The following is a 12,909-nucleotide window of genomic DNA, read 5'->3' as shown; positions in this document are numbered from 1 at the left end:
GTCCGGGCCCTCCCCGGCCGCCCGCCCGGAACCGTTCCCCATTGACATGGTCGGCGTCGGCCAGCGACGCTGGGCCCGGCAGACCGGGAGAGCGCTCTCCGATCGTGTGGGCGCGGGGGTTGAAGGGGCAGGGCCGTCATGACGGACGAAGAGATCGATCCGCTGCTGGAGAAGCTCGACGCGGCACAGAAGGTGCGCCTGCTGACCGGTGCGAGCACCTGGCGCACGCACGCCGAACCGGCTGTCGGACTGCGCGCCCTCACCCTCTCCGACGGGCCCGCCGGAGTGCGCGGCGAGACCTGGGACGAGCGCGAGACCTCGCTCGTCCTGCCCTCCCCCACGGCACTGGCCGCCTCCTGGGACGAGCGCCTGCTCACGGATCTCGGTGTGCTGCTCGCCGCGGAGGCTCGGCGCAAAGGAGTGGATGTGCTCCTCGCCCCCACGCTGAATCTGCAGCGGTCCCCGCTGGGTGGCCGGCACTTCGAGTGCTTCTCCGAGGATCCGTTCCTCACCGGCCGGACCGGCGCCGCTCTCGTCAAGGGCATCCAGTCCGGCGGCGTCGCCGCCACCGCCAAGCACTTCGTGGCGAACGACGCCGAGACGGACCGGCTGCGTGTCGACGTCCGGGTGGACGAACAGACCCTGCACGAGGTCTACCTCGCTCCCTTCGAGGCGGTCGTGGCGGCCGGAGTCCAGGCGGTCATGTCCGCGTACAACAAGGTCGACGGCGTCACCATGTCCGCCTCCCCCCTGCTGGAGCACCCGCTGAAGGAGGGCTGGGGGTTCGAGGGCCCGGTGGTCTCGGACTGGGGCGGTGTGCGCACGCTCCTGGACACCGCACGCTCCGCGCAGGACCTCGCGATGCCGGGACCGGACGGTCCGTGGGCGGCCGGCCTGCTCACCGCACTGGAACAGGGACTGGTCTCCCCCGAGGTGATCGACGACAAGGTGCGGCGGCTGCTCAGGCTTGCCGGACAGGTGGGGGCGCTGGGATCGTCCCGGCCGGTGTGGCGGCCCGTGATCGCGCCCGGTACGCAGCGCGCACTGCTGCGCCGGGCCGTCGCAGCCGGTTCGGTACTCCTCCGCAACGAAGGGGAACTGCTGCCGCTGGACCCGGCGGGGCTGCGCTCCGTCGCCGTCATCGGCCCGCATGCCACGGTGGTACGCATCCAGGGCGGAGGCAGCGCCGAGGTGTTCCCCGACGCCGTGGTGACCCCGCTGGCCGGGATCGAGGAGGCGCTGGAAGGCGCGGCGGCCGTGACGTACCACCGCGGCCTGCCCCTGTCGGCCCGGCCCGTCCCCCTCACACGGGAGCTGTCGCGCGATCCGCGTAGCGGAGAACCGGGCGTACTGGTCAGGCTGCTCGACGGGAACGGGGACGAACTCCACGCCGAGCACCGGCTGTCCGGGCGGATCGTCGAGCCCTCCGTCAGGGTCGACGGCGCCGCGGCCGTGGAGATCCGGGCCCTGGTCCGGCCTGCCGTCGGCGGCATGTGGACCTGGGCGCTGGGCGGCTGGGGCGACCTCTCGCTCTCCGTCGGCGGCCAGGAGGTGCTGTCCGGCACGTTCCCGCTGGACAGTGACGATCCGACCCGGGTCCACGTCGCCCCGCCCCTGCACCGTGCGCGGGCCGAGCTCGCCCAGGGCCAGGAGGTGGAGGTCGTGGCGCGGCGCTCGCTCGCACCGGGTTCGGGTGTGGCGACGGTCCTCGCCGCCGCCCCACCCGCCGACGACGCGGCCCGCGCCCTCGCCGGGGCCGTGGCCGCCGCACGGGCGGCGGACGTCGCCGTGGTCGTCGTGGGCACGACCGAGCAGAGCGAGTCCGAGGGGCACGACCGCACGAGCCTGGACCTGCCGGACGGCCAGGACGCCCTCGTACGCGCCGTGGCGCGGGCCAATCCGCGCACCGTCGTCGTGGTGAACTCGGGCGGCCCGGTCGCCCTCCCCTGGCACACCCGCGTTCCCGCGCTGCTGCTCGCCTGGTTCCCCGGACAGGAGGCAGGCGGCGGGACCGCCGACGTGCTGTTCGGCCGGGCCGAACCGGGCGGCCGGCTGCCGACCACGTGGGGCACCGTCCAGGACGACGTACCGGTGCTCGACACCGCCCCGACCGCCGGTGGACAGCTCCGCTACGAGGAGGGCCTCCACATCGGGTACGCGGCCTGGCTGCGCTCCGGTGCCGTGCCGGCCTACTGGTTCGGTCACGGGCTGGGATACACGAACTGGGCGTACGAGGAGCTGACGGCGCCCGCCGAGGTCCGGGACGGGGACCCCTTCGACGTACGCGTACGGGTGCGCAACTCGGGCCGGCGGCGTGGGCGCGAGGTGGTCCAGGTCTATCTGGCCAGAAGCGGGACGGCGGTGGAGCGCCCCGCGCGCCGGCTGATCGGGTACGCGGCGGTCGAGGCGGAGCCCGGGGAGAGCGCGGTCGCGGTGGTCCGGGTGTCCGGGCGGGCCTTGGCGCACTGGTCGGCCGCACGGCACGGATGGGAGACGGAGACCGGTGAGTTCGCCCTGCTGGGGGGCCGTTCGGCGGGCGATCTGCCACTCATCGCGGCACTGACCGCGGTCGCGCCGCGCACCCCGGCCGGAACGGATGCCACCGTCGATCCGAAGCACCCAGGAGAGCGCTCTCCGTTGGTGCTATAAATGCACGCATGACGGATGATCTGCGACCGGCCGGTACACCCACCCTTGAGGACGTGGCGAGGGCGGCCGGTGTCTCCCGCGCCACCGTTTCCCGGGTGATCAACGGCGTACGGAATGTTGACCCGGCGATCCAGGAGGCCGTGCGCCGGGCGGTCTCCCTCACCGGCTACGCACCCAACCGCGCGGCGCGCTCCCTGGTGACCCGGCGCACCGACGCCATCGCCCTGGTCGTGTCCGGCGCGGGGGTCGAGCCCGAATCGGCCGATGGCGGACCGGCCGGGGACACGGCCGATCCGGAGAACGGATCGTCCTTCACCGCACAGGTCTTCGCCGACCCGTTCTTCGGCCGGGTCGTGACCGGGGTGGTCAACTACCTCCGGCCGCGCGGCATGCACCCGGTCCTGATGTTCGCCGAGACGTCACGGGCCCGCGAGGACGTGGTCTCGTTCCTGCGCCAGGGCAGCGCCGACGGCGCGCTGGTCGTCTCGACGCATGCGGAGGACCCGCTGCCCGGCATGCTCACGGACGCCGGACTGCCCGCGGTGCTGTACGCGCGGCCCGCACGGCCGGTCCGGATCAGCTATGTCGACCTTGCCCACCAGGACGGTGCTCGACTGGCCGCCGAGCATCTGCTGGCCCGCGGCTGCCGGCGCGTCGCGACCATCACCGGGCCGCTCGACGTGCCCGCGGGCCAGGAGCGGATGGCGGGCTTCCGCGACACCCTGGCCGGGCACGGCCATTCCTACGTCCCGATCGCCGAGGGACAGTTCACCCAGGAGAGCGGCGAGGCCGCGATGGAACGGCTGCTGGTGGAACACCCCGATCTGGACGCGGTGTTCGCGGCGAACGACCTGATGGCGATGGGCGCCTGCCACGTCCTGCGGGAGCACGGCAAGCGGGTACCCGAGGACGTCGCGGTGATCGGCTTCGACGACAGCAGCGCGGCCTCCGCCTGCCGCCCGCCGCTGACCACGGTCCGCCAGCCGGTCGAGGCGATGGCCGCCGAGATGGCCCGTCTCCTCATCGAAAGGCTGTCGAAGCCGGACGGGGCGGCGACGTCGGTGATCTTCGAACCTTCGCTGGTGGTACGGGAGTCTGCCTAGAGCGGTGCGGGTGCCGGTACGGGTGCCGGTGCCGGTACGGTCATCGGCCGCCGCCCCGGGGGTGTTGTGCCGCCCCGGCCGCAACGGAAGGGATCAGGTAGGTGCCGCGCTGAGCGATCGAGGTCCTGCGTCCTGCCTGAGTCCGACCGGCCGGATCCTCCCCTGGCGGGTGTCGCTCCCGGAGCGCTGATGTCGTTTCTGCGGGGTGTTCCCGCAGAAGTCGGACAGAACCGGGATCAGGCGTTCCAGGACCCCCGGACTGCACGCAGCCGCTCCGTGGAACGCGCGCGGGCGAGCCTCGGCACCTCGCGGGCCGTCGCACGGGAGGTGGCCCGGCCGGCCGCCTGGCGCAACATCCCGGTCGTCGCCCCCGCAATGAGCCGGGGAGGCCCGGTCCCCCTGCCCGAAGGCCGGCCCGCCCGAGCAGAACCCGCCCGGATGCCGACGCCACCGACGCGCGCCGCCGATGCGGGCCGCCGGTGCACACTGCCGCCCTGCACGCCCGTCAGCTCGCGCCTCCCCACGTCTCACCTCACCCCGTCGCGTCCGACGACGTGCGCGCGCGCTCCCTCCCCCGTACCGCGTCGGCGGCGGTACGGAAGCCCGGCACCGGAGGGCCGGTCCGGGGCTCGGCGGACGGGCGGGTGCCGCCCCTCGCCAGGAAGTCGGCCAGCGGCAGCGTCGCGGCGCCGACCGTGACCGCGTCGGGGCCGAGGCGGCCCAGCTCGATCGTGGTCCGGTCCGCGGCGTGGCGGAGCGCGTACTCCTGTGCGTAGCGCCGGATGTCGGGCAGGAGATGCGGGCCGATCAGCAGGCCCGCCCACCCTCCGAGGAGGATGCGCTCGGGCAGGAAGAGGTTGATCAGGTCACCCAGGGCCGCACCCAGGCATGCGGCCGTCTCGTCGAGGACCGAGACCGCCAGCGGGTCGGGTTCGCCGCCGGGGCCGGGGTAGGCGGCGGCGAGCAGTGCCGCGAGTGCGGTCTCGTCGTCGGCGTCGGCGGGCAGCGGGCCGCCCGCCTCGTGCCAGCGCTCGCGCATCGCCTCGGCGCCCGCGTACGCCTCCAGGCACCCTATCGAGCCGCACCGGCAGCGCCGGCCGCGCAGCTGCACGGTGGTGTGGCCCCATTCGAGGGCCATGCTGCTGCGGTCCTCGTCGAGCAGGTCGCCGTGGTTGACACAGGCGCCGACTCCGGAACCGATGAGGGCGACGGCCGAGGCACCCGCGTCGCGGCCACCGCCGAACCACATCTCGGCCTGGCCGAGCGTCTTGGCGCCGTTGTCGATGAAGAACGGCACCTCCGGCGGGATCCGGACGGCGTCGCGGAGCAGCCGCTCGAAGGGGACGGCACTCCAGTCGATGGTCTGGCCGTGCACGACGGACCCCACATCACCGACCGCACCGTCCGGCGCGTGGCGCTCGATGATGCCGGGGACGCCGATCCCGATGCCGAGGAGCCGGCGCGGGTCGGCGTCGGCGTCCCGCAGCACGTCGGCGACCCCGCTGCGGACGTGGCCGACGATGCGGTCGACGTCGTAGCCGTGCTGGGCCAGCAGTCTCTCGGTGCGGGCGAGTTCGGTGAGAGCGAGGTCGAAGAGCTCGACCCTGATCCGCGTCTCCCCGATGTCGATGCCGATGAGGAGGCCACCCCCGGGCGTGACGCGCAGCAGCGTGCGGGGACGGCCGCCGTCGGAATCGACGACTCCGGCTTCCTCCAGGAGACCCTCCGAGGCAAGTTCCGCGACGACGTTGCTGATGGAACCCGAACTCAGCCCCGTCGCGGGACCGAGCTCCTGACGGCTCAGCGGGCCGTCGAAATACAACCGTTGCAAAACCCTCGCCCGGTTGCCCCGTCGCAGGTCACGCACGGTCCGTCTGTTGCGCTCAGCCATGTGGCTCCTTCCCTTCCCGCAACATACCGCGACCGCGGGACTTGACGCGACCTTCGCTCACCTCTTAAATCACGTCATAAATTAAGCCCTGAAGGTCGTTCGTTTCTCGAACGCGGCCTTCCTCCCCGGAAAGGGGCCATCCCGCATGCGCACCATCAGAGCCGCAGCAGCCGCCACCCTCGCGATCTCCATCGCCGCCGGAGTCACCGGCTGCGGAGGCGGGACGTCGTCGAGCGGCGGCAGCAACGATTCGCCCAAGACCCTCACGTACTGGGCCTCCAACCAGGGCCCCAGCATCGAGGCCGACAAGAAGATCCTGACCCCCGAGCTGAAGAAGTTCGAGGAGCAGACCGGCATCAAGGTCAAGCTGGAGGTCGTCCCCTGGGCAGACCTGCTGAACCGGATCCTCGCGGCCACCACGTCCGGTCAGGGCCCGGACGTACTGAACATCGGCAACACCTGGTCGGCCTCGCTCCAGGCGACGGGTGCGCTGCTGCCCTGGGACAAGGCGAACTTCGACGCGATCGGCGGCCGGGACCGCTTCGTCGACTCGGCGGTCGCGTCGGCCGGCGCCGAGGGCAAGGACCCCTCCGCGGTGCCGCTGTACTCGCTCGCGTACGCCCTCTACTACAACAAGAAGAGCTTCGCCGAGGCGGGCATCGCCAAGCCCCCGGCCACCTGGGACGAGCTGGTCGAGGACGGCAAGAAGCTCTCCAAGAACGGCAAGTGGGGCCTGGGCGCGGAGGGCTCCAACCTCTCCAACAACATCCACCAGACCTTCGTTCTGGGACAGCAGCACGGCGCGGACTTCTTCGACGCCGCCGGAAAGCCGACGTTCACCTCCGACGGTGCCGTCTCGGCCGTGAAGCAGTACGTCGACTTCATGGCCAAGGACAAGATCATCGCGCCGGGCAACGCCGAGTACGCCCAGAACCAGTCCCTGACGGACTTCGCCAAGGGCAAGACCGCGATGGTGCTGTGGCAGGCCGCCGCCTCGACGTTCGCCTCCCAGGGCATGAAGCCCGAGGACTGGGGCGCGGCCCCCGTGCCCGTCGCGTCCGGCACTCCCGGCCAGGGCAAGAACGTCAACTCCATGGTCGCCGGCATCAACATGGCGGTGTTCAAGAACACCAAGAACATCGACGGCGCCAAGAAGTTCGTGAAGTTCATGACGAGCGACGCCGAGCAGAAGCTGCTCAACAAGACCTACGGGTCCATCCCGCCGGTCAAGACCGCCCAGGCCGACGCCGCGTTCTCGGCGCCCGACCTCGCGGTCCTGCGCGACACGCTGGCCAAGAGCGCGGCCCCGCTGCCGCAGGTGCCCAACGAGTCGCAGTTCGAAACGGCCGTCGGCACCGCGGTGAAGGAGCTGTGGGCCGACGCCGCAGCCGGACGCCCCGTGACCACCGAATCCGTCAAGGCGCGCCTCGAAAAGGCCCAGCAGACGATGCAGCAGTAAGGCACCTTCCATGACCGCCACCGTGACCACCGACAGCCGAACCGAAAAGTCGGACAGGGTGACGAGCCGGGGCACCGGGGGTGCGCGCAGGAGACTGCCGCGCATCCCCGGCCGGATCCGCCAGGGCGGACTGCCCTATCTCCTGCTCCTGCCGGCCGTCCTGCTCGAACTTCTCATCCATGTGATTCCGATGATCATCGGAATCGTGATGAGCTTCCGCCAGCTCACTCAGTTCTTCATCGGCAACTGGGGCGCGGCGCCCTGGACCGGCCTCGACAACTACAGGATCGCCGTCGATTTCAACGCCCCGATCGGCGAGGCGCTGCTCCACTCGTTCTTCGTCACCTGCGTCTTCACGTTCTTCGCCGTCGGCCTGGCCTGGCTGTTCGGTGTCACGGCGGCGATCATGCTCCAGGAGAACTTCCGGGGCCGCGGATTCCTGCGGGCGATCTTCCTCGTCCCCTACGCCCTGCCGGTCTACGCGGCCGTCATCACCTGGGCGTTCATGTTCCAGCGGGACAACGGGCTGGTCAACCACGTGCTCCACGACCAGCTCGGGCTGACCGATCAGCCGTCCTTCTGGCTGATCGGTGACAACAGCATCTACGCACTGATCGTCGTCTCGGTCTGGAAGGGCTGGCCGTTCGCCTTCCTCATCGTGATGGCGGGGCTGCAGAACATCCCGCGCGAACTGTACGAAGCCTCCGCGATCGACGGCGCCGGCATCTGGCAGCAGATCCGCAAGATCACGCTGCCGTCGCTGCGCCCGGTCAACCAGGTCCTGGTGCTCGTCCTGTTCCTCTGGACGTTCAACGACTTCAACACTCCGTACGTGCTGTTCGGCAAGGCGGCACCGGAGAACGCGGACCTCATCTCGATCCATATCTACCAGTCGTCGTTCGTCACCTGGAACTTCGGCACAGGATCCGCGATGTCCGTGCTCCTGCTGCTGTTCCTGCTGGTCGTGACGGCCGTCTACCTGCTCATCACCTCGCGCGGAAGGAAGGGTGCAGATGCCTAGCCATGCCCAGCCGGCCGCACTGTCGAAAGCGGCCCGATCGAGATCGCGATCCCGGTCGCCGATGGCCGCACCCCAGTCCTTCCTCTGGACCCGCCGCATCATCCTGGCCTTCCTGACCGCCTTCGTCCTGCTGCCCGTCTACGTGATGATCAGCAGCTCGCTCAAGCCGCTCCAGGACGTCTCGGGGAAGTTCCACTGGATCCCGTCCGGGCTGACGGTCAAGCCGTACCTCGACATCTGGGAGACCGTCCCGCTCGCCCGGTACTTCGTCAACTCGCTGGTCGTGGCGGGCTCGGCGACGGTGCTGTCGGTGATCATCGCGGTGTTCTCGGCATACGCGGTCAGCCGCTACAAGTTCCGCGGCAAGCGGGTCTTCACCGTCACGGTGCTCTCCACCCAGATGTTCCCGGGCATCCTCTTCCTGCTCCCGCTGTTCCTCATCTTCGTCAACATCGGGAACAGCACCGGTATCGCCCTGTACGGCTCGCGCGGCGGACTGATCCTCACGTACCTGACGTTCTCGCTGCCGTTCTCCATCTGGATGCTCATCGGGTACTTCGACTCGATCCCGAAGGATCTGGACGAGGCAGCACTCGTCGACGGCTGCGGACCGCTCGGCGCCCTGTTCCGGGTCGTCGTGCCCGCCGCGGTGCCCGGCATCGTCGCCGTCGCCGTCTACGCGTTCATGACGGCCTGGGGCGAGGTGCTCTTCGCCTCCGTCATGACCAACGACACCACCCGCACGCTCGCCGTCGGCCTGCAGGGCTATGCCACGCAGAACGACGTCTACTGGAACCAGGTCATGGCCGCCTCGCTGGTCGTCAGCGTGCCGATCGTCGCCGGCTTCCTGCTCCTCCAGCGCTACCTGGTCGCCGGTCTGACCGCGGGAGCCGTCAAGTGACCACTTCGGAAAGGAAGTCCGTGAACGACCTCAGCGCCCTCCCGGCCGACTTCACCTGGGGCGTCGCCACCGCCGCGTACCAGATCGAGGGGGCCGTGGCCGAGGACGGCCGCGCGCCCTCGATCTGGGACACCTTCTCCCACACCCCGGGCAAGGTGGACGGCGGTGACACCGGCGACGTCGCCTGCGACCACTACCACCGGGTCCCCGAGGACATCTCCCTGATCAAGGAGGTGGGGGCGGGCGCGTACCGCTTCTCCCTCGCCTGGCCCCGGATCGTCCCGGGCGGCGACGGCCCGGTCAACGCGGCCGGTCTCGACTTCTACGACCGGCTGGTGGACGGACTCCTCGCATCGGGGATCACCCCGTTCGCCACGCTCTACCACTGGGACCTCCCCCAGGCGCTCCAGGACCGCGGCGGCTGGACCGTACGCGAGACGGCCGAGCACTTCGCCGCGTACACCTCCGTCGTCGTGGACCGCCTCGGCGACCGGGTCAAGGACTGGGCCACGCTCAACGAGCCGCTCTGCTCGGCGTGGATCGGCCATCTGGAGGGCACGATGGCGCCGGGTCTCACCGACCTGACCGCCGCCGTCCGGGCCTCCTACCACCTGCACCTCGGTCACGGCCTCGCCGTACAGGCGATCCGGGCGGCGTCCCCGGACGCCCGCGTCGGCATCGTCAACAACCTCAGCCCGGTGGAGGCCGCCACCGACCGCGAGACGGACCGGGCCGCCGCCGTGCGGGGCGACGGACACACCAACCGCTGGTGGCTCGACCCGATCCTCGGGCGCGGCTACCCGCAGGACATGGTCGACCTGTACGGAGTCGAACTCCCCGTCCAGGACGGCGACATGGAGCTCATCTCGGCGCCGCTCGACTGGATGGGCGTGAACTACTACTTCCGCCAGGTCGTCACCGCCGACCCGAACGGCCCCGTCCCGCACGCCAAGCAGGTCTACCTGCCCGGCTCCCGCCACACCCACATGGACTGGGAGGTCCACGCGCAGGGCCTGGAGCAGCTCCTCCTGCGCCTGACCGAGGAGTACGGCGTCCAGCGCCTCTACGTCACCGAGAACGGCGCCGCCTACCGGGACGTGGTCCTCGCCGACGGTTCGGTGCACGACCCGGAGCGGACCCGGTACCTGGAGGAGCATCTCGCCGCCTGCGCCCGCGCCGTCCGCAAGGGCGCCCCGCTGGCCGGCTACTTCGCCTGGTCCCTGCTCGACAACTTCGAGTGGGCGTACGGCTACGACAAGCGGTTCGGCCTCGTCCACGTCGACTACGCGACGCAGCGCCGCACCGTCAAGAGCAGCGGCCGGCGCTACGCCGAGCTGATCCGCGAGGCGGCGGCAGGCCGCACGCGCAGGGCCGCCTGACCCCGGGACCGGGGCCCGGGGGCCACCCCATCGACCTCCGGCCGCGGCGGACTACCGCCGCCGCCGGAGGTTCCGCGTGCCCCGGCACGGGAAGGCCGCCGTCACCGAATGCGTGAGTGACGCGTCAGCGAAGCCACTCGGAGCGTCGGTGGCCTGCGACCACCGCGTGGTCCTCTGTTCACGCGCGGGAAGCGGTCCCTGCCCCACCGGTCCCGTCCGGCGCCGGCGTACAGCACCCGCACGCGGCCCGTGGTGCCCGGGAAGACATCCCGGGCACCACGGGCAGAACACCGGGGCCGGTCAGTCCACCACGTACAGCTTCTTCGGCCAGCCGATTCCATCCAGGCGCTTGAAGAGGTTCTTGATGTCGGTGGGGTTGAGCTTGATGCAGCCGTTGGAGTAGTAGTCGTTGGGGCCGCTGTTGGTCCACCGCTCGGACTCGATGACGCCGCTCTTGCCGTTCGGCTTCATCTCGCTGTGGATGAACAGCTCGGTGCGCTTGGTGCCGTTGTGGCATGTGCGGTCGGCGATCTTGATGACCAGGCCGTTGATGATGCCGTCGAAGTTCTTGCGGTGCCACTCGATGGCATACGGCTTGCTCGCCCCGGCGTTGGGGAGCCAGCCCTTGCCGACGGCGCAGGTGTTCTTGACCTGGCCGGAGCCCGCCTTGTACGTCTTGATCACCTTGTCCCGGCCGGGAGTGCGCTTGACCAGCTCCAGGCGGGAGTTCGTGACCGATCCCTTGTTGAAGCGCAGGTAGTGGGCGTCACTCACCTTGGCGGCCGCCTGCGTCCCGGCGCGCGCCTGCGCCGGGACGGCCGTGGTGGCGCTCAGCCCGCCGACGAAGACGGCGGCGAGCGCGAGAGGGACGATGCGTGCGGTCCGTGCGTTGTTGCGCATGAGAACACTCCTGTGTGGCCTGGGACTGCGCCTGGCTGTTCCGCCGGCAGCACCGACACTGCTCGGCCGGTGTTCCGTCCGGCAAGGGATGCCCGTTGTCCCGGACAGGCCGGTCCTGTCCTGGCTGGTCACCGCCGCCTTTCGGACAAAGCCCCGTGCCGCCCCGAGCCCCCTTGCTGCCCGCCGGACGGAGGGCCAAGGATGGAACCATGAACACCACGGGGGGCGTGGAGCCCGAACGCGCGGACAGCGTCGAGCAGTTCGTCGTCATGATGAAGCGGCTCAAGGACGCGTCAGGACTGACGTACCGCCAACTCGAAGAGCGCGCCGAACGGGAGGGGCGGGTCCTTCCGCGCAGCACGATCGCAGACGTCCTGCGCAGACAGGCGCTGCCGCGGCCCCACATGCTGAATGCCTTCGTCCACGCCTGCGGCGCGGGCGAACATGCCGAGGCCTGGCTCCGATCCCGTAACCGCCTTGTCCTGCCCGGTGGTTCCGCAACCGGTACGGTGCATGCGCTTCCCGTCCGTGAGGGCCGGGCCGCTCTGTCGCCTGCGGCCGACGGCGACGACGCCGGAGGGTCGTCCGGAGTCGGCGGTGCGCACGATCTGGGCGTGGAGGAGGGCGCCGGGCACCCTGCCGACCAGTCGGAGCCCGGAGCGGCACCGCGGCGACGGTGGTATCGCAACCGTGCCCTGGCGACGCGTCTGTCGGTGTCGCTGTCCGTCCTGCTCCTGGTGGGCGCCGTCTCCTGGCTGATCCTGCCGGACGATCGGCGCGAGGATCCCGCGGTGACCGCGCCCGCATCCCAGGAACCGGCATCCGGGTGGTACAGCATCCGGCCGGTCCGGGCCACCGGCCTGTGCGTGACCGAGGGCCGCGGGCCCGGCGGTGACACCGTCGCCGTGCAGCGCGCGTGCGCTCGGTCCACGCCCCCGTACACCAGACTCGATCCGCTCGGCGGCGGCCGCTTCCTCGTCAAGTGGGCGCATCCGGTGCATGGCTGGGGATGCCTGACCGTTGTCGCGGGCGGGCTGCTCGAACCCTGGGACGACTGTCGCAGCGACAGGAACACCCAAGTCTTCACCTTCGAGCGGGTCGACACGGCCGGGACGCCCGCATCGAGCAGCGCGCGGACCACGCCGTACCGGATACGGTCCGCGAGCGACGGGCGGTGCATCGGCATCTCGGGTACGGATCCCGGGGCCGCGTCGGCCGTGGCGGTCGCCGGGCGCTGCACCGGCAGCACCGCCCAGCACTTCCTTCTGACGCCGGCAACCGCACCGGCAGCGAGCGCGCTGCCCTCGGCCTCGGGCTGACGGCGGGCGCGTCGGCCGGAGACAACGATCACGAGGTCGCCGGCACGGCAGCCCGTGCAGTCGCCCGACCACCACAGCATTCCGGCAGTTCCGGTACGCCCACCGGACCGGTCGGACGCAACCGTCGCCTCACCGCCCGGCGCCGCGGTGGAGGGCTGCGCCCCGGCCCGGCCTAAGAGGCAGAATCCCGCTGACCTCTTCAGGGCGTGACCTGCGCGTACGCCCCACGGTTCGGTCATCACGGTGTACGCGCGCCACGGCCCCCGCTGTCACCCGGGAAGGGAACG

9 protein-coding genes are annotated in these 12,909 nt (G+C 71.0%); 7 read left to right on the top strand and 2 right to left on the bottom strand.

Annotated elements, in window-relative coordinates:
• The first annotated feature begins 138 nt into the window (after positions 1–138).
• Both ACGFZA_RS20015 and ACGFZA_RS20010 read left to right on the top strand, forming a co-directional pair.
• Positions 139–2,649: a glycoside hydrolase family 3 C-terminal domain-containing protein gene (locus ACGFZA_RS20015; RefSeq protein WP_393680670.1), complete on the top strand. Its 2,511-nt coding sequence runs from the start codon at positions 139–141 to the stop codon at positions 2,647–2,649.
• Between the two features lie 8 nt (positions 2,650–2,657).
• Positions 2,658–3,752 (top strand): LacI family DNA-binding transcriptional regulator, encoded by a 1,095-nt coding sequence (locus ACGFZA_RS20010; protein ID WP_393680668.1) that lies wholly within the window; start codon positions 2,658–2,660, stop codon positions 3,750–3,752.
• Between the two features lie 532 nt (positions 3,753–4,284).
• On the opposite strand, the gene ACGFZA_RS20005 is transcribed toward ACGFZA_RS20010, so the two are convergent.
• Positions 4,285–5,643: an ROK family protein gene (locus ACGFZA_RS20005; RefSeq protein ID WP_393680666.1), complete on the bottom strand. Its 1,359-nt coding sequence runs from the start codon at positions 5,641–5,643 to the stop codon at positions 4,285–4,287.
• Positions 5,644–5,788: 145 nt separating this feature from the next.
• Here ACGFZA_RS20005 and ACGFZA_RS20000 point away from each other — a divergent pair, with 145 nt between their 5' ends.
• From ACGFZA_RS20000 to ACGFZA_RS19985, 4 genes are read left to right on the top strand one after another with little or no spacing between them, the layout of a single operon-like run.
• On the top strand, positions 5,789–7,102 hold the full coding sequence (locus ACGFZA_RS20000; protein WP_385286646.1) for an ABC transporter substrate-binding protein: 1,314 nt from the start codon (positions 5,789–5,791) through the stop codon (positions 7,100–7,102).
• Between the two features lie 10 nt (positions 7,103–7,112).
• A complete protein-coding gene (locus ACGFZA_RS19995) occupies positions 7,113–8,123 on the top strand; it encodes a carbohydrate ABC transporter permease (protein ID WP_385286647.1) in 1,011 nt (336 codons plus the stop codon).
• Positions 8,116–9,024, top strand: a complete 909-nt coding sequence (locus tag ACGFZA_RS19990; RefSeq protein ID WP_385286649.1) for a carbohydrate ABC transporter permease — start codon at positions 8,116–8,118, stop codon at positions 9,022–9,024. The genes ACGFZA_RS19995 and ACGFZA_RS19990 overlap by 8 nt, the downstream gene beginning before the upstream one ends.
• Positions 9,025–9,044: 20 nt before the next feature.
• Positions 9,045–10,403, top strand: coding sequence for a GH1 family beta-glucosidase (locus ACGFZA_RS19985; RefSeq protein WP_393680662.1), 1,359 nt, complete (start codon positions 9,045–9,047; stop codon positions 10,401–10,403).
• 300 nt (positions 10,404–10,703) lie between these two features.
• Here ACGFZA_RS19985 and ACGFZA_RS19980 read toward each other — a convergent pair whose 3' ends face one another.
• Entirely contained in the window at positions 10,704–11,303 is a 600-nt protein-coding gene (locus ACGFZA_RS19980) for a L,D-transpeptidase family protein (RefSeq protein ID WP_393680659.1), read from the bottom strand.
• A 209-nt stretch (positions 11,304–11,512) separates the two neighbouring features.
• On the opposite strand from ACGFZA_RS19980, the gene ACGFZA_RS19975 reads away from it, so the two are divergent.
• Positions 11,513–12,622: an RICIN domain-containing protein gene (locus ACGFZA_RS19975; protein WP_393680657.1), complete on the top strand. Its 1,110-nt coding sequence runs from the start codon at positions 11,513–11,515 to the stop codon at positions 12,620–12,622.
• Positions 12,623–12,909 lie beyond the last annotated feature (287 nt).

This window comes from Streptomyces sp. NPDC048211 (assembly GCF_043202315.1).
Taxonomy (GTDB): domain Bacteria; phylum Actinomycetota; class Actinomycetes; order Streptomycetales; family Streptomycetaceae; genus Streptomyces.
This window is presented reverse-complemented; position numbering and strand designations above follow the sequence as displayed.